Origin of the sequence: Candidatus Villigracilis proximus, assembly GCF_016717045.1 — a bacterium.
In the GTDB taxonomy this organism is placed as follows: domain Bacteria; phylum Chloroflexota; class Anaerolineae; order Anaerolineales; family Villigracilaceae; genus Villigracilis; species Villigracilis proximus.
Window position 1 is genome coordinate 111986 of record NZ_JADJUO010000008.1, and the last position, 24535, is coordinate 136520.

Here is a 24535-nt window from a genome sequence, read left to right on the forward strand (position 1 = left end):
CATCATCTTATGCCGTATAACTCCGAAGAAGTGAAATGATTCTAGAATCAATGCAAAAATTTGTCCAACCCCGAAGGGGTGTCATATCATTCCCTAAAATAGATTTCTCGAAGAAAACAGCGTAAGGCGAATTAAAGATTAATCCCTGCTGATTTTTAATATCCTAACCTCAGGCGTAAGAGCCTGTTCAATTGCGGGTTGACTTTGTATTTTCCGCACAACATCCATGCCGCTGATTACTCTTCCAAAAGCGGCAAATCCCTGACCGTCGGGATTGCGCATGCCGCCAAAGTCCAGAGCCGATTGATCCCCGATGCAAATAAAGAATTCAGAAGATGCGGTGCCCGGTTCATTCCGTGCCATCGAGATTGTCCCGTCTGTGTGTTGGATTCCCGTTTGAGCGGTGGTCTCGTGCGGAATTAACGCCAGCACCAGCGGATGATCGTCTGCCTTTAGACCGCCTTGAATCACTTCGATTTTTATTTTGTTATTCGGCTGATTATCAGCGCGGACTGTGCGATAAAAGACCGCGTCTGTAAAACGATCTCCGTCCACATAGCGCAGAAAATTATCAACGGTGACGGGTGCCTGCTCTGGGAAAAGCTCAAGGATGATCCCGCCGAATTCGGTGCTGATCGTGATGCGTGGATTTGTCATCTTAAATCTGGACTGGTTTGTCGCGTTCGGTCAAGTTCACCACAATCGCATTGCTGGCTTTTATTAAATTTTCAGGCGTGATCATGATCTCTTCGCCCCATTGACCTCCGCCCGTGCCGAGGATGGGTTCGTTGAGTAGACTCGCCTCAAGGAAGGATCTGAAATTAACGGGCTGCCAGCCAAAAGCGGGAATGGATCCGATAATATATCCCGTTGTTTCCTTAACCACTTCCGGCGCAGCCATTTGAATATTGCGTGAGCCGATGGCCTTCTTCAAATTTCCAGAGACTGCATTCTGATCGCCGCCGAGCATCACGAGCACCCGTTCGCCGGTATCCACTTGAAATATGAGAGTCTTCACGGCTTGTCGTTCAGAGAAATTCAAAGCATGTGCTACATTGGCTGCACCTTTTTCTGTCTCAGGTGAAAAACTACGCGCTTCGTAGGGAATATTTAAATTGTCGAGGTGAATGTGCGAGGGGAGTTTCATAAGTTGAATCCTTTGCGTATGATGGTGAGAATATCTTGCGGGGTGTTTGTAATATCAACGATCAGTGCGTTTTCCGGTTCTTCGAGAATTTCAAACTGACTGTCCAACATGCCCGCGGACATGAAGTGACCGGGGCGGTTTTGCAGGCGTGTTTTGATCTGTTCGTAGCTTCCCTGTAGATAAACAAATTTTACATGCTCGTTTACTTGTAGTTTACTGCGATATGTATTTTTCAACGCCGAGCATGCAAGAACAGCCGATTTATTTTCCTGTAAATTTTCTTCGATCAGTTTTCTTAAGGAAGCCAGCCAGTCTGCGCGGTCTTCATCGGTCAACGCGATGCCTTGTGACATTTTTGTGCGGTTCGATTCAGAATGAAAATCATCTGCGTCATAAAAACTCCAATCAAGCTCTTTCGCGAACAGTGAACCGATCGTTGTCTTTCCTGAGCCCGCCACACCCATGATAACGATCATCATGGCTTGGACTGCCGTGATGCAAGATAAATCCCCGCGAGGATCAACACACCGCCAATAATGGTCACGAGTGTGGGAATCTCGTTCAAAATAAAGAATGCCAAAATAGCCGAGCCAACCGGTTCACCAAGAATGGTGATTGCCACAAAAGCTGCGGGCATATATTTAAGACTCCAATTAAAAGTAGAGTGACCGATCAACTGCGGCAGCACAGCCAGTAAAAATATCCAGCCGTATGTTTTGGGGGCAAAGCCGAGCGGCGAATTGCCGGTTGCAAACATAATGACGATCAATGCAATCGCGGCAACGCCATACACCATGAAAATATATGGGATGAGCGTAATACCGTCGCGCAATTTTCTGCCGATGATGAGATAACCGGTTAACGCAAACGCACCAAGCAGCGAGAGGAAGTTGCCCCACATTGCACGGCCTTGCAGGATATCTTGCATCGCCGGACAGGATAACCCAGACTCCCAGACACACGCATCAGACAAGCCGATAATTGTTCCGCCTGCGAGTGACAGGATCAACCCGAAGATGGCTGTTCGCGCGAGATGTTCCTTCAGTAAAAACGGAGATAGCAACGCCACCCAAAGCGGCCCCGTGCTGACAAAGACCACAGAACTCGCCACTCTGGTGTACTCAAGGGATGATATCCATGTGGCGAAATGTAAGGCGAGGAAAATGCCCGAGAAAACACCGAGCAGTATTTCGTTAAGCGTGAGGCGTTTTATTTCGTCGATATGTTTCGTGAGCGCAAGCGGCATCAGAATCAAAGTTGCAATTGACATTCTGAGCGCAGCGATCACCAGTGACGGCGCGCCATCATTCTGCGCAAAGCGGATAAAAATACTGGATGTGGAAACGGCAAGGATGGCGATGGTGATGGCAAAGGGGAGCAGCAGGCGGGCGCGGGTGTCGGTCATTTTTATTCCTAAAGTCAGGTTTCGCGGACTTGATTTATATGATATTTGTATAAAAATTGTCCAAATTCTTGTCGGGAACGTTATATCAAGGTAAAATCGAATTATACGTGGAAAGAATGTAATTTCATAAATTATCAGGATCAACTCTAAGGAGAAATACTATGGCTTTTGAATTACCCAAACTTGCTTATGCCTATGATGCTCTGGAGCCGCACATTGATGCGCGCACCATGGAAATTCATCACACCAAGCACCACAACACCTACGTCACCAATTTGAATGCTGCGATCGAAAAGACCCCCGAACTCGCCGGCAAATCACTCGAAGAATTGCTCGGTGACTTGAATGCTGTTCCTGAAGGCGTGCGTATGGTTGTCCGCAATCACGGCGGTGGCACATACAATCACAACTTATTCTGGGAAGTGATGGGACCCAACGCCGGCGGCGCGCCAAAGGGCGAGCTTGCCAAGGCCATTGATGCTTCCTTCACTTCGTTCGATGCTTTCAAGGCTGAGTTTGAAAAAGCCGCCACTACTCGCTTTGGCTCAGGCTGGGCCTGGCTCGTCAAAAAAGGCGACGGGTTGGCTGTTGTATCCACCCCCAATCAGGATTGCCCTCTCTCCGACGGCCTGACCCCGATCCTGGGACTCGATGTTTGGGAGCACGCTTACTATCTCAACTACCAGAATCGCCGCCCTGATTACATCAGCGCATTCTGGAATGTAGTCAACTGGGATGCTGTCGCTGCCCGCTATTCTGCAAAATAATTAACATACAGTTTTTACAAAAAGAGTCTCCGCTATTTTTGCGGAGACTCTTTTTGTTTGTGGCTATGAAAATCAACGGTTGAATTAAGTGGAGATCTTGTTTGTGGCAGGCCGGTGATTTTTGGCAGGTTCTAAATATCCTTCGCCTGTTTCATTTGGACAACCGCCACGCCCAGTACAACTGTCGCAAGAAACATGGAGAGTCCGCCGACCAGTACTGTATAGAATGGCAGCCCAAGATACATTTCACTCAAGATTCCCAAGGGCATGAGCAGACCAGCCAATGCCAGCCCGGAGACCCATTTTGCGTAGTTCTCTTTTACTTGCAGTTTGATGAGTAGAAAGCCAAAGACGATGTTCAGCAGAGAGAATAGATTTCCGTGGACGTGCGCGAGCCGTGCTTCAAAATGCGGGCTGACGTTGTACTCCGCGATCCATGCTTCTTTGCCGGGGGCAAAATCCCGCAGATAGATCAGTACAAAACCATAGATCATGAAAGATGCCATTACCCAAAGTCCGATGCCGATATTCCATTTACCAATTATGTTTTTCATTTTTTCTCCTTGCTGTTTTTCTAACTTACCAAACTCGTCAATGAAATTCACGAGTGAAACTCTGATTCGGGTTTAATTATTTTCCGTACCACATCCGCGCCAAAAGATTATCCTTAAGCATAAACTGGTGATACAGCGCCGCCCCGGCGTGCAGGAGGATTAACAACACCAGTGCGGATGCGATAAAGCCGTGCAGCATACGTGAGGTAAAGGCAAGAAAATCCACGGGCAGGGCTGCTCCTGAATTTCCAAAGACAATGGGCATTAACCCCGATTGAAATGAAAGCGCCATGCCGCTGATCGTCATTAGAAAAACGAACACGTAAAGTGCATAGTGAACCAGTTTGCCGATCTGATCGAGAAAGGCATTGCCTGTCGTGGCTGAATCAGGTTTGGGCAGGCGCAGACGCGTAATAAATCGGGCGATGATTACCATCAGTGTGATTCCGCCCAATAGCATGTGTATACCGAGTGGTGCAATTTTCCCCGCTTCGTTGTTGGGGAGGCTGCTTATGTACTTTCCAAGAATAAAAGCAATGAACACGAGAACAACAACCAACCAGTGAAAGCTGACTTGTAACGGGTGATAACGAACAGGTGCGATTTTTGACATGATTAACCTCTTGTGTCTATGATTGAGAGCTTTTCTTTCGTGCTCCGAAAAATATCAGTGCCAGAATGGTGAGCCAGACCATCAATCGAAACAACATGGCGTAGATACTTTGTGCTGCGGGTGTGCCGCGAAATGCAGAGAGCAGCAGCAATGTCACAACCGCGTGGATTCCAAATGTCGTCAGCGCTACTGGCATTGCGTATTGACTATTTTTCCAAATTAAAATGGCCGGGATAAAAACTGTCAGCACGCCCATGATGAAATTGTAAACAGGCAGCCAGTGGAGAACAAAATACCCCGGGCTCCAGCCCCGCATTGCCATTCCGCCGGCCAGTATTGATAAAGCGCCGACAATGAAGGCAAGAACGGCCGCGATCTTATTCAATCTTGTATTCACAGTGAACTCCTTGCAATGCATCAGGTCTTTGATGGGAAATATGACAACACAGTTTTATTACTCGCCTTTTGAGCCAAGAAATATAATTCGCGTCTTTGCGTTCATCCCGCGCTTTACACCGCTCGGCACAACCACTGTCACACCGGGTTTGATTTCAAAGGCATCTTCGCCGACTGTCATCAAGCCAGTGCCTTCAAGAAAATGATACATTGCCGCCTCACCAGGGTGAGCGGGGATTTGTCCGCCGGCTTCAAGCCCAACGACCAGCGCCTTAAATTTTGGCGTATCAATTAAAAATTGCGGCTTGGGTCCGCCTTCTGAAAATACAGCCTTTGCCTTTGTGTCTACGAAATAGAATTGTGAATTTGTGTCAGACATTGAAAACTCCTTTTGGATATATCTGACTTTATCTCTTTCCCCCGCATCCCGCCCCGACTTTTGTCGGGTTTTTGCCCCCGGTTATTATTTGCCCTGAATCATTGCCCGCTTCGTTAATCCCTCGCGATCCAGAATGCGGATGTGATTTTTGTCCATTTCGATCAACCCTGCTTTGGTTAACTCGCGGATCACGCGGCCTAACACATCCGGCACCGTGCCAAGATGCGAAGCCATTTCCGTTTGCGTTGTCCAGCGGCGACGTTCGATCACGCCTTCTTCGGCTTGCTCCAGTAAAAGATTTGCAAATCTGGCTTCCACGCTTTTCAAAGTAAGGTCAGCGGCAAGCGACACAAGCCCGATGATCTTATCCGCCATGTTTTCGATGATCTGCATCGCCGCCTGCGGGTGAGCAAGGATTACCTCCTCAAGCAGCTTGCGTGGAATCAACCATATTCCCGATTCTTCAAGCGCAACCGCCGTTGCCGGGTTTGGACGGTTCGCCAGCACACCCACCTCATTAAATATTTCACCGGCGCCAATAAATCTCAGCACCTGTTCGCGCCCATCGCCCGAAGATTTTAAAACTTTCAACGAGCCATATTGCAGATAATATAAATTACTTTCGGTATCGCCCTCCCAAAATATGACTGTGCCCGCCGCAAACACCTTCCAGGTGGAATGCTTTGCCATTTTTTCGAGAGTCTCTTCATCCAGCCCGCGCAAGAATTCAAAGGTCTGTAATCGTTTAAGTAGAACTTCGGTTTGCGCCATATGGCAAGTGTAGCATGGAAACATTCACCGGAATTTGAAAAAATTCGCATGTTGACTAGACAAGTTTCAAAGGGTAAAATGGCCTCGGTTTTCAAAAAGGATCACCCATGCCCACCTATAAATTCATCGTTCACTTTGTTAATCAAGACCCACGATCAGCCTCTTTTATGAAGGAGGCTCAAGCGCTGGGCTTTCACACCCTGCAACAGATCACAGTTCAAGACCTCTACTTCATCGAGGGTCAATTGTCTCAGGAGGATTGCAGACAGTTGACCCTCAAACTTTTAACCGACCCCGTGACTCAAACCGCTTCCTGGATGGAGATCCCGCATCTTTCTGCGCCCCAGCCTGATACGGTTATTCTGGAAGTAGCCCTGCGCCCGGGCGTCACCGACCCGGTGGCCGAGCAAATTGTCCGCGCCGCGCACGAGCTGGGATTCAACGGCGTCCATCACGCCGCCACCGGTCAACGCTTTCTTCTAACGTTCAATACATCCGTTGACCTTATCCGTTCATCCGATTCGCGAAGCGATCCGTTGCCTATTGCGTCTCTGTTCGCCAATCCCGTCATTCACCATTGGACAATTGGCGATATCACTCCGTCCTTTCCGCAGGAAACAGAATCCAGTGGGGCAGTGGAAGTTATTCCCGTTCGCAGTTTGACCGATAACGAACTGCTCGCTCTCTCCAAAGATCGCCGCGCCGCGCTTGATCTGGCAGAGATGAAAGCGATTCAAAATTATTTCACCAAAGAACAACGCGACCCCACCGATGTCGAATTTGAAACCATCGCCCAAACCTGGAGCGAACACTGCGGACATAAAACATTCAAAGCCAAAGTGACGATAGACGATAGACGACAGACCGCGTCTGCCGATGGTCAATTGTCCGTGGTCGATAGTCTGATCAAAACCTACCTCAAATCTGCCACCGACAAAATAAACGCGCCGTGGGTCATTTCTGCTTTTGTGGATAACGCCGGCATCATTGACTTTGACGACGAATACGAAATTTCATTCAAAGCCGAGACGCACAACCATCCGTCAGCCATTGAGCCGTTTGGGGGAGCCAACACAGGCGTCGGCGGAGTCATACGCGATGTGATCGGGGTCAGCGCAAAACCCATCGCCAATACAGATGTCCTATGCTTCGGTCCGCAGGATCTAAATCCAGATACTTTACCTGAAGGTGTTTTACATCCGCGTCGCATTCAATCGGGTGTGGTCGCGGGCGTGCAGGATTATGGCAACAAGATCAGCATTCCAACAGTGAATGGCGCGATTCTTTATGACGAAGGGTACACAGCCAATCCGCTCGTTTTTTGCGGCTGTGTGGGACTCGCGCCAAAAGGCAAACACGTCCGCACACCGCGCAAAGGTGACCGTGTGATCGTGCTCGGTGGCCGCACAGGTCGTGATGGATTGCGCGGCGCGACGTTTTCTTCAATGACCATGGATGCACAGACCGGTGAGGTGGCCGGCGCTTCAGTGCAGATCGGCGACCCCATCACCGAAAAAGGTTTGATCGATGTGATTGTCCGCGCACGTGACTTGGGCTTATACACAGCCATCACCGATTGCGGCGCCGGTGGACTTTCATCCGCGGCTGGTGAAATGGCTTCCACCATCGGCGCGGATATTGAACTCTCGCATGTGCGGCTCAAATACGCGGGACTCGCTCCGTGGGAGATTTGGCTTTCAGAAGCACAGGAACGCATGGTGCTGTCGGTTCCTTTCGAAAATATTTCTGACTTGCAAAAATTATGCGACACCTTCGATACTGAGTTAACCGACATCGGCGAATTCACAGGCGATGGCAGACTTATTGTCCGCTATAACGAAAATATCGTTGTAAATATGAACAACGAATTTTTGCACGATGGCATTCCGCAGAGAGAACTGAGAGCAGTAATCGAAAAACCGAGTGGTCAGTAATACGGTCCATCGTCCATCGTCCATTGTCAATGTCAAAGAAACCTTGCTTAATCTTTTATCATCTCCAAACATCGCCAGCAAATCAGCAGTGATTCGAATCTATGATCACGAAGTGCAGGGCGGTACAGTAGTCAAACCATTGACAGGTGTCGCAGCTGACGCGCCATCGGATGCGGCAGTTATTAAACCGATTGGCACAAGCGGCGTCAAAGGCATTGTGCTCTCCAATGGAATTAATCCCGAATACGGTAAACGCGATGCCTACAAAATGGCATGGTCAGTGATAGACGAGGCCATTCGCAACGCAGTCGCTGTCGGTGCCGACCCGCAGCGTATTGCCATTCTCGACAATTTTTGCTGGGGCGATCCGCTCCGCCCTGAGACGATGGGCTCACTCGTCGAAGCCTGCCGCGGTTGCTACGATGCGGCGCTGTTTTATGGCACACCTTTCATCAGCGGCAAAGACTCGCTCAACAATGAATACCTCGGCGCCGACGGTCAACGGCATGCCATTCCGCCCACGTTGTTGATCTCAGCCATCGGCATTATTCACGATATCAACACCGCCATCACAATGGATTTGAAAGCAGCGGGAAATGTGATTTATTTGATCGGCAGTGATTTGGTAAATGGTGACCAGTTGGTTCCTGATATTCACAAAGATACAGTGCAGGTTTATCGCGCATTACATCAAGCGATACAAAATGGCTTGGTCAAATCTGCGCACGATCTAAGCGAAGGTGGTCTCGCTGTCAGCGCTGCGGAGATGTGTATTGGCGGTCGTCTTGGATTGGAAGTAAACACAATATCCAATCTTTTTGCCGAAGTTAATGGCTGCCTGCTTGTCGAAGTCGCTCCTTCAAATATGCCGGTGTTTGAAGCCCAATTTTCAAACCTGCCCATCACGAAAATTGGCATAGTCACCACCAACCCCATTCTCAAATTTGCCGATATAGAAATTCCCGTAGAGGAACTTGTCCATGCCTTTAACATTCATCCTTCATAATTCACGCGAAGCGTTCATCCTTCATCCTTTCTGCTTATGAAACCAAAAGCCCTCGTCCTCCAAGCTCATGGCTCCAACCGCGATTTCGACGTAATGGATGCTCTCTCCCTCGCCGGTGCCGACCCGACAGGAATCCCATTAAACGAATTGCGGATGAGCAACACGCTCTTTCGTAACTTCAACCTGCTCGTTGTTCCCGGCGGTTTTTCCTACGCTGATGCATTGGGCGCCGGCAAACTTCTGGCTCTTGATCTTTCATCTTATTTTGCTGATGAAATATCCGCTTTTGTGGAGTCAGGCAAACCCGTGATCGGTATTTGCAATGGATTTCAAGCGCTGGTGAAATCAGGAGTCTTGCCGTTTGGAAAGAAAGATGAAAGAGGAAAGAACGATGCAGAGGTGACATTGACTTTTAATGCTCAAGGTCATTTTGAATGTCGTTGGGTAGACCTCAAACCGGTTTCACAAAAATGCATCTGGACAAAAGATTTAAGCGAAAATATCACCTGTCCTATAGCGCATGGCGAAGGCAACTTCCAAACTACAGATCTCTTTCCCCTTTCCTCTTTCATCGCTAACGATCAAATTGCTCTTACTTATATCCACGCAAATGGATCGCCTGCTAATGGCGAATATCCTATCAACCCCAACGGCTCGATTATGGATATCGCAGGGATTTGCAATCCGCAAGGCAATGTGCTGGGACTCATGCCGCATCCTGAGAATCACATCCACCTTTGGCAGCATCCACGTCACACACGTGGTGAGCATGGTGGCAGCGGCTTGAAGTTATTTGAAAACGGCGTGAAGTACGCAAGTCAAATATAAATTTAATAGTATAAGGAAAAGATATGATCTCAAAAAATGAATTATTGCAACGAATTCCGCAGGCGCTTAATGAAACAAATCTGCCATTGGGTGGCAAACAATCAGGCAAGGTGCGTGATTGGTACGATCTTCCAGATGGGCAGCGGCTTATCGTTACAACAGACCGTCTGTCTGCGTTTGACCGTGTTCTGGCGCAAGTTCCATATAAGGGACAGGTGCTCAATCAATTATCCGCCTGGTGGTTTGAGCAGACGAAAGATATTATCCCCAATCACCTGATTTCCATGCCTGACCCGAATGTTTCGATTGTACGTGTGGCTGAGCCTATCCTTGTCGAAGTCATCGTGCGTGGATATATCACGGGCGTTACATCCACAGCCTTGTGGTATCGCTATTCATTAGGCGAGCGCGAAATTTATGGTTACACATTTCCTGACGGCTTACAGAAAAATTCCGCTTTGCCGGAGCCGATCATTACTCCCACCACCAAAGGCGGCGAGACAGGTCACGACGAACGCCTGACCTGTGCTGAAGTTGTTGAAAAAGGCTTGCTTGACGAGAAGACATGGAATCAAGTGCAAACTGCCGCATTAGCCATCTTCAAGCGCGGACAGGAGTTGGCGCACAAAGCAGGCCTGATCCTCGTGGATACAAAATATGAATTTGGAATCGCTTCTGATGGAAGTGTGGTGCTGATTGACGAAGTCCACACACCAGATTCGTCCCGCTTCTGGAAAGCGGATACTTATGAAGCAAGATTTGCCGCAGGTGAAGACGCCGAAAACTTTGACAAAGAATTTGTCCGCATTGCGTATGCAGGCAAAGGCTATCGCGGCGACGGCGAAATCCCTGCAATGTCTGCTGAGTTATGGGCGGCGGCCAGTGAGCGTTACATTACTATTTATGAGATGCTGACAGGCGAAACATTTGTGCCCGGAGAGTATCCTGTTCAGGAACGATTGGTTGAAAATTTAAAAAAAGCCGGAGTGATTTAATTATGTCGAATGCACTTGTTGTAATTTTGATGGGTTCCAAAGCCGATATGGAGCATAGCAAGAAGATAGCCGATGCATGTAACCAGTTTGGGGTTGAATCGGTCATGCGCATTGCGTCAGCTCACAAGACTGCGGAACACGCGCTGAAAATACTGCGTGACTACGAAGCAGATGCGCGTTCAATAGTTTATATCACCGTTGCGGGAAGAAGCAACGCCCTGAGCGGATTTACAGACGGCACCGTGAGCGCGCCGGTCATTGCCTGCCCGCCGCCGTCTGATGCATTTGGCGGCGCGGATGTTTATTCGTCACTGCGAATGCCTTCGGGAATCGCGCCTGCGGTTGTTCTGGAACCTATCAACGCGGCGTTGTTCGCTGCAAAAATTATCGGGTTGGTGGATGAATCAGTACGGGAGCAGGTAAAAGTGAGTCAGAAACGGGCGGCAGATAAAATCATAGAAGACGATGCGAGCGTCCAGTATTCGGTTGGTAATGATCGGTAGTCAGGTTTTAATCCAGAGGTTTGAATGAAGTTTGAAATGGAAGATGATTCACCAAAAGAAGAATGTGGTGTGATCGGGGTATTTGCTCCTGATGAAGATGTGGCGCGTATGACTTTCTTTGGGTTGTATGCGCTGCAACATCGTGGACAGGAAGCCGCAGGTATGGCCGTTGCAGATGGGCGCGCGATGTCGATACATAAAGGGGTCTGGCTGGTGTCGCAGGTATTTACATCGTCAGTGATGGATAAGTTGAGCGGGCATTATGCGATTGGGCATACGCGTTATTCAACAACAGGATCGTCATCGGAACGCAACGCGCAGCCATTTATGATCGAGACCATGCATGGTCCGCTGGCGTTGGCGCATAATGGTAATTTGGTGAACTCGGCTGAGTTGCGTGAAGAGTTGATGCAGCAGGGTGTTGGGCTTTCATCGTCATCTGATACCGAAGTGATGACGATGATGCTGGCACGTAATGGCGGCAAAACCTGGGAGGAGCGTATTAAGTATGCGATGAAAAAATGGGTCGGTGCTTATTCGCTGGTCATTTTGACTCGTGACAGTGTTTATGCGGTGCGCGACCCGTGGGGATTTCGTCCGCTGTGTATTGGGCTGCTCCCGAGCGGCGGACATGCTGTGGCTTCTGAAACAGGCGCTTTGCAAACACTAGGCTGTGAAGCTATTCGTGATGTGAAACCCGGTGAGATCGTGGAGCTTTCAGATAATGCGCTAAAAGTAATGCAGGCTTTGCCGTCAGTGAAGCCTTCGGCGATGTGTGTCTTTGAGCATATTTATTTTGCGCGGCCTGATCAGGTGTGGGATGGGATCGGTGTGCATACTGTGCGGCAACGATTGGGGGAGGAGTTGGCGCGGGAAGTACTCAACGGATCGCTTCGCGAAACGGATGATTTGATTGCGGATGTGGTGATTCCTGTGCCTGATTCTTCGGTGCCTGCGGCGATCGGGTTTTCGCATGTGAGTGGGATTCCGTATAACGATGGCTTTATTAAAAACCGTTATGTCGGGCGGACTTTTATTGAGCCGACCGATTCTTTACGCAAGCGCGGTGTGGCATTGAAGTTTAATGTGATCAATGAGAATGTGCGCGATAAGCGTGTGATTATGATTGACGATAGTATTGTGCGTGGGAATACAACGGGACCGTTGATCAAGTTACTGCGTAGTGCCGGCGCGAAGGAAGTGCATGTTGCGATTACTTGTCCACCGATTGCTCATCCGTGTTTTATGGGGGTGGACATGGGCAAGCATGATAATTTGATCGCCCATAAAAGAACGGTTGAGGATATTCGTCAATTCGTTGATGCGGATAGTTTGTATTATTTGTCGTTGGATGGCATGATGCGCGCGGTGGGACGCAAGGATGGATTTTGTCAGGCTTGCTTTACGGGGCAGTATCCGATACAGGTGGATGTGGATACGGTGAAGACCGGGTTTGAGCGAAGTCTTAAATGATCAAGTAACGGATTGCCTTCGGCAAAATGGATAAGCGGATTGAGGAAAACAGTTATGAATGTATTGATCATTGGTTCGGGTGGGCGGGAACATGCGATGGCGTGGAAGGTGGCTCAGTCGCCGCGGTTGACGAAGTTGTATATTGCGCCTGGCAATGCGGGGACAGGTGAGTGTGGTGAGAATGTTTTGCTGGATGTGGCGAGTCATGCGGATGTTATCCGCTTTTGTAGGGAGAAGCAGATTGACCTGGTGCTGATCGGGCCGGAGATTCCACTTGCAGATGGGTTGGCAGATTCACTATCAGCGGAGCGAATCCGCTGTTTTGGGCCGAGTCAGGCGGCGGCGCAGATAGAGGCGTCGAAGTCATTTGCAAAAGATTTCATGGCGCGGCATCATATTCCAACGGCGTGTTATGCCACGTTCGATAAAGTCCGCGATGCGATTGGTTATCTTGAGAGCGTGGATTATCCGGTTGTGATTAAGGCTTCCGGTTTGGCGGCCGGAAAGGGTGTGATTTTGCCTGAGACACTGGATGAGGCCAAGGCTGTTGTTGAATCGATTTTGATTGATAAAACATTTGGCGAGGCGGGAAGCGAAGTGATTATTGAAGAGCGCCTGAGCGGACAGGAAGTATCGTTGATGGCGTTTACGGACGGTGAGATGATTATCCCGATGCTGCCAGCGCAGGATCACAAACGTTTGCTGGATGGCGATAATGGACCTAATACTGGCGGCATGGGCGCGTATGCTCCTGCTCCTGTATTCACTGCGAATTTGATGCACGAAGCTGTTGAATCCATTTTGAGACCTGCGGTTGACGGATTGCGAAATGAAAATATTCCTTTTGTCGGTGTGTTATATGCAGGGTTGATGCTCACCCAAAACGGCATATATGCGCTGGAGTTTAACTGCCGCTTTGGCGATCCTGAGACACAAGCTGTGCTTCCATTGCTTGAAACGGATTTGCTTGATATCGCCGATGCCTGTGTGGACGGAAAATTAAAGGATGTAAATATCCGCTGGAAGGATGGCGCGGCGGTTTGCGTGGTGCTGGCTAGTAAGGGCTATCCTGAAAAAGTGGAGAGCGGCAAGATCGTAAAGTTTGAAACATTGTCAGCAAATACAATTTGTTTTCATGCAGGTACGAAATTTAATAATGATGAGGTTATTACTTCAGGAGGAAGAGTCTTTGGGCTAACCTCTTGGGCTCGTGATATTAATTCTGCTGTGAAACAGGTTTATGAAAATATAGATAAGGTTTCTTTTGATGGGATGCAGTTTCGTAAAGATATTGCACATCGTGCTTTGAAAAAATCATCTTATGCAGATTCGGGTGTCTCCATTGATGCGGGCAATCACGCAGTTGACTTAATGAAAGACGCAGTCAAATCCACATACACCTCATCCGTTCTTTCTGGTCTCGGTTCCTTTGGCGGACTTTATGATGTGTCTGCGTTGAAAGAGTTTGATAAACCCGTGCTTGTTGCATCCACAGATGGCGTTGGCACAAAAGTAAAATTGGCGGCTTATGCCGGGCGCTATCGCGGTATTGGTCACGACATCGTCAATCACTGCATCAATGATATTCTTGTACAGGGCGCACGTCCGCTTTTCTTTATGGATTACTTCGCCACCTCAAAGCTTGACCCGGAAATTACCGCAGAAGTGGTGACTGGCATGGCGGAGGCTTGTAAAGAATCTGGCGTGGCGTTGCTCGGCGGTGAGACCGCCGAAATGCCGGGCGTTTATCAGCCGAACGAATTTGACGTCGCCGGAACAATTGTCGGTGTGGTGGAGCGCGATGCGATTTTGCCGCGTAATAATTTACAGGCGGGTGATGTGCTGATCGGCCTCGCGTCGTCAGGTCCGCATACGAATGGCTATTCACTCATCCGCAAAGTTTTTGCCGATACGCAGCTTGACCCCGCCCTCGCTGATGCATTGCTCGCTCCGCATCGTTCTTATTATTCCGCGCTCCAGCCTGTGCTCGCGCATGTCAAAGCTCTTGCGCATATTACCGGTGGAGGATTCATCGAGAACATTCCGCGCGTCTTGACAGAGAATCTTGACGCACAGATTCACCTCACCTCATGGACGCCTCCAACTATCTGGAAACTGATTCAGTCCGAAGGGCATATCGCCACCGACGAAATGTACCGCGTCTTCAACATGGGCATTGGCATGATTATCATTGCCGATAAATCTGATGTCGTCAAAATCCAAAGCCTCATCCCCGAACAAACCTTCATCATCGGTGAACTTGTTAATGGTGAAAAGAAAGTCCGCCTGATTCCCTAATCTATTTCATCCGTTTATCCGCTTTGCTAAAGGCGATCCGTTACATAATCTGATCAAAGGAAATTATCCATGCCATCTTCTCTTCCTCTTCGCTACGGCGCCAATCCTCAACAGGCACCCGCCCGCGTTTTCATGAAATCTGATATTGACATGCCCATCACAGTCCTTAGCGGCTCGCCCGGTTATATTAATCTACTTGATGCGCTGAATTCATGGCAGCTTGTCCGCGAGTTGAAATCGGCGATTAATCTGCCAGCGGCGGCATCTTTCAAGCATGTCAGTCCGTCTGGGGCGGCGGTGGCGATGCCGCTTTCAGATGTGCTCAAGAAAATCTACTTTGTAGATGACATTGAACTTTCACCGCTTGCCACTGCCTACGCCCGCGCCCGTGGCGTGGACCGTATGTCCTCGTTCGGTGATTGGATTGCGCTCTCAGAGCCCGTAGACGTTCCCACCGCCAAACTCATCAGCCGTGAAGTTTCAGACGGTGTCATTGCTCCTGCTTATGAACCCGAAGCGTTGGATATTCTCAAAAAGAAAAAGCAGGGAAAATACGCCGTCGTCCAGATTGACCCGGCTTACGAGCCATCCAATTTGGAAACACGCGATGTCTTTGGCGTCACGTTTGAACAGCATCGCCATGATCGTCTCGTCACCCCCGCGGACTTTGCCAATATCGTCACAAAAAACAAAGACCTCCCTGAAAGCGCCATCCGCGATATGTTGATCGCGTGGATAACACTTAAGTACACCCAGTCGAATTCCGTTTGCTACACCGTGGATGGGCAGGTGATTGGTGTCGGCGCAGGTCAGCAATCGCGTGTGCATTGCGCCCGCCTCGCCGGCTCCAAAGCGGATTTGTGGCGACTGCGTCAGCATCCATCTGTTTTGAATCTTCCGTTTAAATCAGGCATCAAACGCCCTGACCGCGATAACGCCATTGACCAATTTTTGCAACCCGATGTCACCGAAGCCGAAAAATCCAACTGGGCAAATGTCTTTACAGAATTACCGGATCAACTATCAGTTACAGAAAGACGCGCATGGCTGGATGGCATGTCTGATGTTGTGCTTGGTTCCGATGCATTTTTCCCGTTCCGCGATTCGATTTACCGCGCAGCCAAAAGCGGTGTGAAATATGTCCTGCAGCCTGGCGGCTCCAATCGTGACGAAGATGTTATCGCTGCTTGTGACGAATATGGCATGATGATGGCCTTCAGCGGCGTTCGCCTTTTTCATCATTAGAATGACAGCGCGACTCGTTGTGCTCATTTCTGGAAACGGCACAAACCTGCAAGCCATCCTTGATGCCTGCGCTTCAGGCGAACTTGATGCAACTGTTGTGTCGGTCATCAGCAACAAAGCCGATGCGTATGGATTGATCCGCGCAAAGAATGCAGGTATTGAGTCTGTTCACTTTGCAAAACTCGAAAATGAATCCCGCAACGAATACGATTCCCGCCTTGCCGCCTACGTGTCTACTTGTTTACCTGATTACATCATCCTCGCCGGCTGGATGAAGATTCTTTCCTCTTTCTTTCTTTCGTCCTTCCCAAACCGCGTCATTAATTTGCATCCCGCTTTACCCGATACATTCCCCGGCACGCACGCCATCGAACGCGCCTACGAAGCCTGGCAACGCGGACAAATAAAACACACCGGCGTCATGGTGCATCTCGTCCCCGATGAAGGCGTAGATAACGGCCCCATACTCGCCACCGAAATTGTCCCCATCTTCGCAGACGATACATTAGAATCTCTTGAAACCCGTGTTCATCAAACTGAACATTCGTTGTTGACCAATACTCTAAAAACCATTCTCTCTGCGAAGAACACAGAATTGCACTAAAGTTTTCCTTTGTGTCACTTCGTACCCTTCGCAGTAAAAAGGAAACCAAATGCCTACAGCTATTCTCTCTGTTCACAATAAAACCGGCCTTCTCGAATTCGCCCAGGAACTCACCGCCCTCGGTTGGAATCTCCTTGCCTCCGGCGGCACTGCCAAACTCCTGCGTGACAACAACATCAACGTTACCGAAGTTGCTGATTACACAAAATCACCTGAGCTTCTCGGTGGACGTGTAAAAACTTTGCATCCTGCCATTCATGGCGGTCTGCTCGCACGCCCCACTGAATCTGATCATAATGAACTGCTTAATCTTGGCTGGGATTATATTGATCTCGTCGCTGTTAATCTTTATCCATTTGAAGAGACGATCGCCAAGCCAAATGTTACATACGCCGATGCGATTGAGAATATTGATATCGGCGGTGTCACACTGATTCGCGCTGCTGCCAAAATCACGAACGCGTCACTCTCGTTTGCGATCCCGCTGATTATGCCGAAATGTTATCCATGCTGCAAAATGGTGAAATTCCTTTGCGATCAAAAAGAAACTTGCAGTCAAAGGCTTCAAGTCCACGGCGAATTATGATGCACTGATTTCAAAATATCTGGATAACTAAATGACTCATCCGCTTAATCTTCTTTCTTCTTTGGATGGCCGCTACGCAGACTCAACCGCCCCTTTGAGCGGACACTTCTCCGAGTTCGCTTTTCTACGCGATCGGGTGCGCATCGAGCTCGACTTTTTAGCTGCTCTTTCCAAAATCGGCCTGATCCGCCCTTTGACATCTTCCGAGTCTGCGCAACTGGAGTCTGTAAAATCCAATTTCACCATCGCGGATGCAGAGTCGATTCAAGCCCATGAGCGCAAGACTCGTCATGACGTAAAAGCTATTGAATATTTTTTGCAGGATAAATTACAAGATACATCTCTCAAAGATTTACTCCCGTGGATTCATTTTGGCCTGACCTCTGAAGACGTAAATAATATTGCGCAAGTCATTGCTTTACGAGACTCGCGTGATACAGTCCTTCTCCCGGTGTTAAATGCGCTGATCAATTCGCTGGTTGAATTCGCAAAACAAAACCGCGCTCTGCCCATGCTCGCCCGCACACATGGACAGTTCGCCGTACCAACTACCTTAGGAAAAGAATTCGCCATTTATATTGCCCGCCTGAAAACCGCTCGTGACGAAATCTCAGCGCACCGTTTTGAAGCCAAGTTGACCGGCGCGGTGGGCAACCTCAATGCATTACAGGCTTCCATGCCGCAAGTGGACTGGCTGACTTTTGGCAAAGAATTTATTGCCGGTTATGATCTTGTATCCAACCCGATCACGACTCAAATTTTGCCCTACGATAATTGGATACGCTACTTTGATGCATTGCGATTAACCAATTCCATTTTGATAGATTTCTCGCAGGATGTCTGGCGTTATATCAGCGATGGAATTCTCAAACAGGCTGTCGTTCAAGGTGAAGTCGGTTCTTCGACCATGCCGCAGAAAGTGAACCCGATTGATTTTGAAAACGCAGAAGGCAATCTTGGTGTAGCGAATGCGCTCTTTACACATTACGCCCAAAAATTGACAGTTTCAAGATTACAGCGCGACCTATCTGATTCAACTGTCCGCCGTACATTTGGGACGGCGCTTGGGCATACGCTGGTGGCATGGCTCAACTTGCAGCGCGGCATGAAGCGCATCGCCGCAGACGAGGTGAAGATCAAAGCCGAGTTGAATGCTCATTGGGAAGTCATCGCTGAAGGTGCGCAGACGATCTTGCGGGCTATCGGCAAGCCTGGCGCGTATGAGTCACTCAAAGAGCAGACCAGAGGCCGCATCGTAGCCGAATCAGATTATAGGTTGTGGTGCGAAGCGGTTGATGTGGATGAGGAAACTCGCGGGCGTTTGCTGAGTCTCTCGCCAGAATCCTATATCGGGTTAGCCATCCAATTAACAGATAGCGTGATCGGTTAAAAAGTACAGCCCATCCAATTTTGGACGGGCTGTTTTGTTTTATTTGATGCCGACCAGTTCCACATCAAAAGCAGGGTCGCGTTTGGGGGAATGACTCCGCCTGCGCCGCTTTCGCCGTAGGCCAGTTGCGGCGGGATGGTGAGGGTGGCTTTGCTGCCGACTTTCATCAGGGCGATGCCTTCGTCCCAACCGCGGATGACGCGGCCTTTGCCGAGCGGAAATTCGAGCGGTTCGCCGCGGCTGACGGAGCTGTCAAAAACTTTGCCATCAAGAAATTTACCTGTGTAATGCACGCGCACGACATCGCCAGCTTTGGCTTGTGCGCCAGTTCCTGCTTCAACTTCCACGTACTCCAATCCGCTTGCTGTTTTCATTTTGTCTCCTTGAGTTGACTATTAATATCATCCACGTTTTATGGAAGGCTTTTATTTTATCAGGTGAGCAGGGGAAAACCAAAAGGGAGAATTTATTCTTTGGGCAGAATCAGTTTTCAGGGAGGAAAGACCGGTTGTAACTTCTGTCACAAATAAGAATGACATCCGTCAATGTTCAACAGATTGGGTTTCGGGAATAATAAGGTCAACCATACATAAATTAATAGGTGAGCCTTATGATTGCGCAGCACTTAAGTGAAAGCACGGAAATGTATCTTAAAGCGATGGCTGAATTAAGCGATCACGACGATGTAGTAGCTATTGCGCGTCTTGCAGAGCGTTTAAGCGTGACAGCCGTTTCTGCCAATGAAATGATGCGGCGCCTGGGTGAGCAGGGACTGGTGACACATACACCGTATAAAGGTGTGGCGTTGACCGTGAAAGGGCGCGAGGTGGCCTGTAATGTGGTGCGCCGTCAGCGGTTGTGGGAATGTTTTTTATATGATCATTTGAAGATCGAGTGGTCGCAATTGTATGAACTGGCTTGTTCCCTTGAACATGCCACCGCGCCAGAAGTGACCGAGGCTTTGGATACGTTTCTAGGGCATCCGAAAACTTGTCCGCGTGGAAATCCAATTCCGGATGCAAAAGGTTCGTTTGTGCCTTTGAATGGAATTCCATTAAGCGATGTGGAAGTAGGGCAGACGGTGCGCATCTTGGCGGTGAATGCAACAGCCACCGATGTGTTGAAATATTTATTTGAACGAAATCTTTTACCGGGACATGTGGTGAAAGTTATGGAAGCTGCTCCGCTTCAAGGTCCGCTGACATTGCGCCTGGACGGAAAAAACAAAGACGTGGCGCTTGGGCTGTCACTGGCTGAGTTTGTGGTTGTGGAAGAAAATTCAAATCAATGAGGAAACATCGAAATGCCTGAATCAATTCAATTACATTTATTACGACCTGGTCAACGCGGAACGATCACACGCATTAATGGCGAGAGTGCCTTGCGTCGTCGATTTGCAGAGATGGGTATTGTTAAAGGCGAAACGATTTTGATCGAGCGCAACGCGCCAATGGGTGACCCCGTGGAATATTTCATCAAGGGCTATCACCTCGCATTGCGCAAGGAAGAATCTGCAAACATTGAAGTGACTTTGATCGGGAGTGAAAATGGCTGATCTGACGATCGCGCTGGCGGGTAACCCAAATGCCGGCAAGACAACCATTTTCAATGTGTTGACGGGTTTGCATCAGCACACGGGTAACTGGCCCGGCAAGACCGTTGAAAAAAAAGAAGGGGAAGTTTTGCATGGTGAGATGAAGATCAACATTGTGGACCTTCCCGGCACATACAGCCTGACGGCTTATTCACCCGAGGAAATTATTGCACGTGATTACATCATTGAAGAACGCCCCGATGTGGTTATCAATGTAATTGATGCCACCAATCTTGAACGCAATTTATATTTAACCGTTCAAATTTTGGAGCTGGATGTTCCCGTGGTGCTGGCGCTAAACATGACCGATGATCTAAAGAAGAACGGGGCGAAGATCAACCTCGATCAACTCTCGCAATTGCTTGGCAATATTCCCATCGTATCCACCACGGCGAATCAGGGAAAAGGTATCTCTGAACTGATCGAAAAGGCTGTTCGTGCAGCACAAAAATAACAGGAAGTTATATGACCACATCATCCATGCAATCTTTATTTCGGCTTGATTACGGCGGCAAAATGGAACGTGCCATTGAGCGTATGCTCGCCGCGTTTGAAGAAAATAAATTTGATACCGGTCGTTATCCACGGCGCTGGTTGGCGATTAAATTACTCGAAGGCGATGCTGATATTTTGAGTCGGGTGCAGACCATGCCGCAGGGCGCGCAGCTTATTGCATTTGCGCAGCAAAACGCCGAACACTTAAAATCCATGCTGGGCGATGAAGTGGATCTGCTGACCGCCGACCGCCGCTATGGTTACATCAACGGCATCGTGCGTCAGTCGCTTCAACGTCCGCTTATGGATCGCATCACACTTACAGATCGCATCGACGATATTGTCACGCATAAATGGCTGGGCTTGCCTTTCTTCTTCATGATCATGTATGTGGTCTTTAGACTCGTGATTGACGTCTCTGCCCCGTTTTTAGATTGGACCGACGCTGTGATCAACGGTCCCATCGCGCATCTTTTCTCGTTCATTCTTAATCTGATAACTGCTCCCGCGTGGATACATTCTCTCGTCATTGACGGAATCGTCGCGGGCGTGGGCGGTGTGCTGGTCTTTGTCCCCGGGCTGTTGATCTTATATTTTTTCCTCGCCCTGCTCGAAGACTCTGGCTATATGTCTCGTGCTGCTTTCGTGATGGATCGCTTCATGCGTGTGGTTGGCTTGCATGGAAAATCATTCATCCCGATGATTCTCGGCTTTGGCTGCGCTGTCCCTGCCATTTATGCCACGCGGACAATCGCCAGCCGCCGCGATCGTGTGCTGACTGCGCTGCTTGTTCCGCTTATGTCGTGTTCGGCGCGGCTGCCCGTGTATGTTGTCTTTGGGTTGGCATTTTTCGGCGCACGCGCAGGGACGGTCATCTGGGCCATGTATGCGCTTGGGATTATTGTCGCCATGCTGGCTGGGATGGTCTTCACTCGCACAATTCTCAAACCCGATGCCTCATCCGCATTTGTATTGGAGCTGCCGCCGTATCGTCAGCCTGCGTTGAAGAGTGTGTTGATCCACATGTGGGAGAACACCCGTGAATTTGTCCGCAAGGCTGGTACGACGATCCTGTTTGCTTCGCTTGTAATGTGGCTGCTGCTCAACATGCCGTGGGGTGTGACCAATCAACGTGACTCGTATTTTGGAAAAGTCAGCGGGATGATCGCGCCGGTCTTCGCTCCGCTGGGATTTGGCAACTGGCAAACTAGCGGAGCACTGGTGACAGGTTTTATGGCAAAAGAGATCGTTGTCAGCACCATGAGTCAGGTTTACCTTAGCGGAGAAGATACGGTAATTTCTGAACCTCTTTCATTTGGCGAAGAAATGATCAGAATGGGAAAAGGATTTATTACCGCATCAATTGATTCAGGGAAAATTTTGCTAAGCATCCTGCCAGGCGTGGATTTAATCCCCGCTAATGAAGCGGCAGATGATACCGCTTTGAGCAATGCCTTGCAGGGACAATTTACGCCATTGAGCGCCATGTCTATGCTGGTATTTGTTTTGTTGTATGTGCCGTGTGCGCTACGTTGGGCGCGATCAAACACGAATTTGGGACTTCATGGGCTGTTATCTCCGCTGTTTATCAAACATCAGTAGCCTGGATTGTTGCCCTTATTGTTTATCAAGGTGGAATGTTGTTGGGGTTTGGGTAGGAAGATCATGCTGAAACAATTAGTTGATCTGCTTGAAAATAAAGAAAATGGATTAAGCTTGTCTGAGATCAGTCGTGCCATGAATGCTCAACCTACGGCGGTCTTATCTATGATCGATTTATTGGTTCAAAAAGGGAAACTGATAGAGATCGGCCCTGACGGAAAATGCTGCACAACCTGCGGCGCACAGTCAGATTGTAATTTGCTTGCTGCGCGCGGAAAACGCTATATGGTTAAGCCACAGAATTAATGGGTACGGGTTGTTCCTGAAAATGAAAATTACAGCCATTTTTCAAAAACAGCATGGATTGTTTCAATCATGGCGGGCTTGGTAATGAAATCGTCCATGCCGGCTTCCAGGCAGGTTTCACGATGTCCCGCCATGGCGCTGGCGGTATTGGCAATAATGATCGAGTGCTTCCCAGTTTTTGTTTCATGCTGACGGATAATGCGCGTGGTACTCAAGCCATCAAGGTCTGGCATTCCAATATCCATCAGGGTTAAACAAAAATCGTGCGGACGAATGGTCAGCAATTCTATGGCATCCTTGCCGGAAGAAACTGCAAAAGAGGCCAACCCGAGTTTTCGCAGTTGGAAAATTAAGAGTGTACGATTGATCTCATCATCTTCAACGATCAATACTGGCTTTGAAACATTGAAAGTAGGGGACGGATTGGATGAGGCGGGAGCAGCCTTTTTTATTTGAGGAGCGCCGAGCGGTTTATGCCCGAGCGGCAGGGAAAACCAAAAAGTGGAACCTCGTCCTTCCACTGATTCAAATCCGATCTCGCCATTCATCAACTCCACAAGCCGGCGTGAAATGGCCAACCCCAGCCCGGTCCCGCCGTGTTTGCGCGTCATGCTTTCGTTTGCCTGAGTGAACGATTCAAATAATTGTGGTTGCAGCCATTCAGGAATTCCAATCCCTGTGTCTTGCACAGAGAATGTGACTACGTGTGCAATCCCCTGAATCATGGTGCCGTTAATCTGTAGTGAGATAAGACCTCTTTCAGTGAATTTCAATGCATTCCCCACGAGATTGATGAGCACCTGACGGATACGGCCCGCATCTCCAAACAAAGTTTGAGGAAGATGTTCGTCCATTTGCACCTCAAGCAGCAGACCTTTTTCTGCGGCCAGAGGTGTGAACATGTCCACGATCTCTTGTGTGAGTTTCTGCACTTCAAATGCTTCGGGATGCAGCACCAGTTTGCCAGCTTCGATCTTTGAAAAATCCAAAATATCATTGATGATTGCCAGTAATGCCTGAGCGGAACTTCCCACGATGCCGGCGAATTCCCGTTGTTCCTCGGTCAGTTCGCTTTCCATTAATATTTCATTCATGCCAATGATCGCATTCATCGGTGTGCGTATTTCATGGCTCATGGTTGCAAGAAAGCCGCTCTTAACGCGCGATGCTTCCAGTGCGCGGTCACGGGCAATGGCGAGTTCCCGGTTGTTTTGCGCAATTTCACTGGCGTATTCCTCCAGTTGATGCGTGGATTCAAGGCGCTCCAGTTCTGTCCCAACCCATTGCGACATTAGTTTGAGAAACTCTTTATCCGCCGGGGTAAATTTCTTGATTCGCGGTTTTGCGCTTGAAAAATTTAATGTGCCGTAAATCCGTCTGTTGACCGTGACGGGGACTCCAATATACGCTTCAAGATGTGTCCGTTGAAAACATGGGTGAGTTTCCCATGCACTCATTGTGGCCTGTTCAAAACCGGTTGGCTCATCAAATTGCATGGTCTTTGAGCAATAGGTCTCCCCCAGATCATATACAGTTCCAGGAAAAACTTGCTCGCTGGGAGTTTCAACCGCGATGATCGTGTAAATCTCATCCACAATATTGGAAAGAATACCGGTTTCGAGTCCGAAACGTTCTGCTCCCATC

27 protein-coding genes and 1 pseudogene are annotated in these 24535 nt (G+C 49.0%); 17 read left to right on the forward strand and 11 right to left on the reverse strand.

Annotated features, from left to right (window positions below; all coding sequences use genetic code 11):
* Positions 1–138: 138 nt before the first annotated feature.
* From IPL71_RS10470 to IPL71_RS10485, 4 genes are read right to left on the reverse strand one after another with little or no spacing between them, the layout of a single operon-like run.
* Positions 139–657 (reverse strand): peptidylprolyl isomerase, encoded by a 519-nt coding sequence (locus IPL71_RS10470; RefSeq protein ID WP_345321349.1) that lies wholly within the window; start codon positions 655–657, stop codon positions 139–141.
* 1 nt (position 658) lies between these two features.
* Positions 659–1147 carry an aminoacyl-tRNA deacylase gene (locus IPL71_RS10475; RefSeq protein ID WP_345321351.1) on the reverse strand — a complete coding sequence of 163 codons (489 nt, stop codon included), beginning with the start codon at positions 1145–1147 and terminating at the stop codon, positions 659–661.
* Positions 1144–1626, reverse strand: coding sequence for a gluconokinase (locus tag IPL71_RS10480; protein ID WP_345321352.1), 483 nt, complete (start codon positions 1624–1626; stop codon positions 1144–1146). Before IPL71_RS10480 ends, IPL71_RS10475 begins: the two co-directional genes overlap by 4 nt.
* Positions 1623–2552 (reverse strand): DMT family transporter, encoded by a 930-nt coding sequence (locus tag IPL71_RS10485; protein ID WP_345321353.1) that lies wholly within the window; start codon positions 2550–2552, stop codon positions 1623–1625. The genes IPL71_RS10480 and IPL71_RS10485 overlap by 4 nt, the downstream gene beginning before the upstream one ends.
* Before the next feature lie 161 nt (positions 2553–2713).
* Between IPL71_RS10485 and IPL71_RS10490 the strand changes: the two genes are divergently transcribed.
* On the forward strand, positions 2714–3319 hold the full coding sequence (locus IPL71_RS10490; RefSeq protein WP_345321354.1) for a superoxide dismutase: 606 nt from the start codon (positions 2714–2716) through the stop codon (positions 3317–3319).
* A 131-nt stretch (positions 3320–3450) separates the two neighbouring features.
* Here the strand turns inward: IPL71_RS10490 and IPL71_RS10495 are convergent, their stop codons facing one another.
* The 5 genes from IPL71_RS10495 to IPL71_RS10515 all read right to left on the reverse strand — a co-directional run bounded on the left by IPL71_RS10495 (position 3451) and on the right by IPL71_RS10515 (position 6032).
* Positions 3451–3873, reverse strand: a complete 423-nt coding sequence (locus IPL71_RS10495; protein ID WP_345321355.1) for a hypothetical protein — start codon at positions 3871–3873, stop codon at positions 3451–3453.
* A gap of 76 nt (positions 3874–3949) precedes the next feature.
* Positions 3950–4486, reverse strand: a complete 537-nt coding sequence (locus IPL71_RS10500) for a cytochrome b (RefSeq protein WP_345321356.1) — start codon at positions 4484–4486, stop codon at positions 3950–3952.
* 16 nt (positions 4487–4502) lie between these two features.
* Positions 4503–4883: a hypothetical protein gene (locus IPL71_RS10505; RefSeq protein WP_345321357.1), complete on the reverse strand. Its 381-nt coding sequence runs from the start codon at positions 4881–4883 to the stop codon at positions 4503–4505.
* 57 nt (positions 4884–4940) lie between these two features.
* Complete coding sequence (locus tag IPL71_RS10510; RefSeq protein WP_345321359.1) at positions 4941–5261, reverse strand: cupin domain-containing protein; 321 nt, start codon at positions 5259–5261, stop codon at positions 4941–4943.
* An 84-nt stretch (positions 5262–5345) separates the two neighbouring features.
* On the reverse strand, positions 5346–6032 hold the full coding sequence (locus IPL71_RS10515) for a Crp/Fnr family transcriptional regulator (protein ID WP_345321360.1): 687 nt from the start codon (positions 6030–6032) through the stop codon (positions 5346–5348).
* Positions 6033–6139: 107 nt separating this feature from the next.
* On the opposite strand from IPL71_RS10515, the gene IPL71_RS10520 reads away from it, so the two are divergent.
* The 11 genes from IPL71_RS10520 (at position 6140) to purB (ending at position 18894) form a co-directional block, all read left to right on the forward strand.
* The gene (locus tag IPL71_RS10520) at positions 6140–7966 is read left to right on the forward strand and encodes a phosphoribosylformylglycinamidine synthase subunit PurS (RefSeq protein ID WP_345321361.1); all 1827 of its coding nucleotides are present in this window, start codon (positions 6140–6142) and stop codon (positions 7964–7966) included.
* The gene (locus tag IPL71_RS10525) at positions 7956–8972 is read left to right on the forward strand and encodes an AIR synthase related protein (RefSeq protein WP_345321362.1); all 1017 of its coding nucleotides are present in this window, start codon (positions 7956–7958) and stop codon (positions 8970–8972) included. Before IPL71_RS10520 ends, IPL71_RS10525 begins: the two co-directional genes overlap by 11 nt.
* A 36-nt stretch (positions 8973–9008) precedes the next feature.
* Positions 9009–9800: a phosphoribosylformylglycinamidine synthase I gene (gene purQ, locus IPL71_RS10530; RefSeq protein ID WP_345321363.1), complete on the forward strand. Its 792-nt coding sequence runs from the start codon at positions 9009–9011 to the stop codon at positions 9798–9800.
* A 23-nt stretch (positions 9801–9823) separates the two neighbouring features.
* Positions 9824–10795 (forward strand): phosphoribosylaminoimidazolesuccinocarboxamide synthase, encoded by a 972-nt coding sequence (locus IPL71_RS10535; RefSeq protein WP_345321364.1) that lies wholly within the window; start codon positions 9824–9826, stop codon positions 10793–10795.
* 2 nt (positions 10796–10797) lie between these two features.
* Positions 10798–11298, forward strand: coding sequence for an AIR carboxylase family protein (locus IPL71_RS10540; RefSeq protein WP_345321365.1), 501 nt, complete (start codon positions 10798–10800; stop codon positions 11296–11298).
* A 24-nt stretch (positions 11299–11322) separates the two neighbouring features.
* Positions 11323–12771 carry an amidophosphoribosyltransferase gene (gene purF, locus IPL71_RS10545; RefSeq protein ID WP_345321366.1) on the forward strand — a complete coding sequence of 483 codons (1449 nt, stop codon included), beginning with the start codon at positions 11323–11325 and terminating at the stop codon, positions 12769–12771.
* Between the two features lie 54 nt (positions 12772–12825).
* Positions 12826–15069 (forward strand): phosphoribosylamine--glycine ligase, encoded by a 2244-nt coding sequence (gene purD / locus IPL71_RS10550; protein ID WP_345321368.1) that lies wholly within the window; start codon positions 12826–12828, stop codon positions 15067–15069.
* Between the two features lie 69 nt (positions 15070–15138).
* On the forward strand, positions 15139–16314 hold the full coding sequence (locus tag IPL71_RS10555; protein ID WP_345321369.1) for a phosphoribosylaminoimidazolecarboxamide formyltransferase: 1176 nt from the start codon (positions 15139–15141) through the stop codon (positions 16312–16314).
* A gap of 1 nt (position 16315) precedes the next feature.
* The gene (gene purN / locus IPL71_RS10560) at positions 16316–16918 is read left to right on the forward strand and encodes a phosphoribosylglycinamide formyltransferase (RefSeq protein ID WP_345321371.1); all 603 of its coding nucleotides are present in this window, start codon (positions 16316–16318) and stop codon (positions 16916–16918) included.
* Positions 16919–16967: 49 nt separating this feature from the next.
* Positions 16968–17504, forward strand: a complete 537-nt coding sequence (locus tag IPL71_RS10565; RefSeq protein WP_345321373.1) for a hypothetical protein — start codon at positions 16968–16970, stop codon at positions 17502–17504.
* 31 nt (positions 17505–17535) lie between these two features.
* On the forward strand, positions 17536–18894 hold the full coding sequence (gene purB / locus IPL71_RS10570; protein WP_345321374.1) for an adenylosuccinate lyase: 1359 nt from the start codon (positions 17536–17538) through the stop codon (positions 18892–18894).
* A 39-nt stretch (positions 18895–18933) separates the two neighbouring features.
* Here the strand turns inward: purB and IPL71_RS10575 are convergent.
* Positions 18934–19283, reverse strand: a pseudogene (locus IPL71_RS10575) (FKBP-type peptidyl-prolyl cis-trans isomerase); the annotation flags it as partial.
* A gap of 221 nt (positions 19284–19504) precedes the next feature.
* Between IPL71_RS10575 and IPL71_RS10580 the strand changes: the two are divergent.
* The 5 genes from IPL71_RS10580 to IPL71_RS10600 all read left to right on the forward strand — a co-directional run bounded on the left by IPL71_RS10580 (position 19505) and on the right by IPL71_RS10600 (position 22891).
* Positions 19505–20185, forward strand: coding sequence for a metal-dependent transcriptional regulator (locus tag IPL71_RS10580; protein ID WP_345321376.1), 681 nt, complete (start codon positions 19505–19507; stop codon positions 20183–20185).
* Between the two features lie 12 nt (positions 20186–20197).
* Positions 20198–20449, forward strand: coding sequence for a FeoA family protein (locus tag IPL71_RS10585; RefSeq protein ID WP_345321377.1), 252 nt, complete (start codon positions 20198–20200; stop codon positions 20447–20449).
* Positions 20442–20942 carry a FeoB small GTPase domain-containing protein gene (locus IPL71_RS10590; protein WP_345321378.1) on the forward strand — a complete coding sequence of 167 codons (501 nt, stop codon included), beginning with the start codon at positions 20442–20444 and terminating at the stop codon, positions 20940–20942. The genes IPL71_RS10585 and IPL71_RS10590 overlap by 8 nt, the downstream gene beginning before the upstream one ends.
* A gap of 11 nt (positions 20943–20953) precedes the next feature.
* The gene (gene feoB, locus IPL71_RS10595) at positions 20954–22585 is read left to right on the forward strand and encodes a ferrous iron transport protein B (RefSeq protein ID WP_345321379.1); all 1632 of its coding nucleotides are present in this window, start codon (positions 20954–20956) and stop codon (positions 22583–22585) included.
* 63 nt (positions 22586–22648) lie between these two features.
* Positions 22649–22891 (forward strand): FeoC-like transcriptional regulator, encoded by a 243-nt coding sequence (locus IPL71_RS10600; RefSeq protein ID WP_345321381.1) that lies wholly within the window; start codon positions 22649–22651, stop codon positions 22889–22891.
* 29 nt (positions 22892–22920) lie between these two features.
* Here the strand turns inward: IPL71_RS10600 and IPL71_RS10605 are convergent, their stop codons facing one another.
* Entirely contained in the window at positions 22921–24534 is a 1614-nt protein-coding gene (locus IPL71_RS10605; protein ID WP_345321383.1) for an ATP-binding protein, read from the reverse strand.
* Position 24535 lies beyond the last annotated feature (1 nt).

Bases quoted from the DNA above. Each gene is read 5' to 3' on its own strand.
- IPL71_RS10470 (WP_345321349.1), bottom strand. From the start codon at position 657: ATGACAAATCCACGCATCACGATCAGCACCGAATTCGGCGGGATCATC.
- IPL71_RS10475 (WP_345321351.1), bottom strand. From the start codon at position 1,147: ATGAAACTCCCCTCGCACATTCACCTCGACAATTTAAATATTCCCTAC.
- IPL71_RS10480 (WP_345321352.1), bottom strand. From the start codon at position 1,626: ATGATGATCGTTATCATGGGTGTGGCGGGCTCAGGAAAGACAACGATC.
- IPL71_RS10485 (WP_345321353.1), bottom strand. From the start codon at position 2,552: ATGACCGACACCCGCGCCCGCCTGCTGCTCCCCTTTGCCATCACCATC.
- IPL71_RS10490 (WP_345321354.1), top strand. From the start codon at position 2,714: ATGGCTTTTGAATTACCCAAACTTGCTTATGCCTATGATGCTCTGGAG.
- IPL71_RS10495 (WP_345321355.1), bottom strand. From the start codon at position 3,873: ATGAAAAACATAATTGGTAAATGGAATATCGGCATCGGACTTTGGGTA.
- IPL71_RS10500 (WP_345321356.1), bottom strand. From the start codon at position 4,486: ATGTCAAAAATCGCACCTGTTCGTTATCACCCGTTACAAGTCAGCTTT.
- IPL71_RS10510 (WP_345321359.1), bottom strand. From the start codon at position 5,261: ATGTCTGACACAAATTCACAATTCTATTTCGTAGACACAAAGGCAAAG.
- IPL71_RS10515 (WP_345321360.1), bottom strand. From the start codon at position 6,032: ATGGCGCAAACCGAAGTTCTACTTAAACGATTACAGACCTTTGAATTC.
- IPL71_RS10520 (WP_345321361.1), top strand. From the start codon at position 6,140: ATGCCCACCTATAAATTCATCGTTCACTTTGTTAATCAAGACCCACGA.
- purQ (WP_345321363.1), top strand. From the start codon at position 9,009: ATGAAACCAAAAGCCCTCGTCCTCCAAGCTCATGGCTCCAACCGCGAT.
- IPL71_RS10535 (WP_345321364.1), top strand. From the start codon at position 9,824: ATGATCTCAAAAAATGAATTATTGCAACGAATTCCGCAGGCGCTTAAT.
- IPL71_RS10540 (WP_345321365.1), top strand. From the start codon at position 10,798: ATGTCGAATGCACTTGTTGTAATTTTGATGGGTTCCAAAGCCGATATG.
- purF (WP_345321366.1), top strand. From the start codon at position 11,323: ATGAAGTTTGAAATGGAAGATGATTCACCAAAAGAAGAATGTGGTGTG.
- purD (WP_345321368.1), top strand. From the start codon at position 12,826: ATGAATGTATTGATCATTGGTTCGGGTGGGCGGGAACATGCGATGGCG.
- IPL71_RS10555 (WP_345321369.1), top strand. From the start codon at position 15,139: ATGCCATCTTCTCTTCCTCTTCGCTACGGCGCCAATCCTCAACAGGCA.
- purN (WP_345321371.1), top strand. From the start codon at position 16,316: ATGACAGCGCGACTCGTTGTGCTCATTTCTGGAAACGGCACAAACCTG.
- IPL71_RS10565 (WP_345321373.1), top strand. From the start codon at position 16,968: ATGCCTACAGCTATTCTCTCTGTTCACAATAAAACCGGCCTTCTCGAA.
- purB (WP_345321374.1), top strand. From the start codon at position 17,536: ATGACTCATCCGCTTAATCTTCTTTCTTCTTTGGATGGCCGCTACGCA.
- IPL71_RS10580 (WP_345321376.1), top strand. From the start codon at position 19,505: ATGATTGCGCAGCACTTAAGTGAAAGCACGGAAATGTATCTTAAAGCG.
- IPL71_RS10585 (WP_345321377.1), top strand. From the start codon at position 20,198: ATGCCTGAATCAATTCAATTACATTTATTACGACCTGGTCAACGCGGA.
- IPL71_RS10590 (WP_345321378.1), top strand. From the start codon at position 20,442: ATGGCTGATCTGACGATCGCGCTGGCGGGTAACCCAAATGCCGGCAAG.
- feoB (WP_345321379.1), top strand. From the start codon at position 20,954: ATGACCACATCATCCATGCAATCTTTATTTCGGCTTGATTACGGCGGC.
- IPL71_RS10600 (WP_345321381.1), top strand. From the start codon at position 22,649: ATGCTGAAACAATTAGTTGATCTGCTTGAAAATAAAGAAAATGGATTA.
- IPL71_RS10605 (WP_345321383.1), bottom strand. From the start codon at position 24,534: ATGGGAGCAGAACGTTTCGGACTCGAAACCGGTATTCTTTCCAATATT.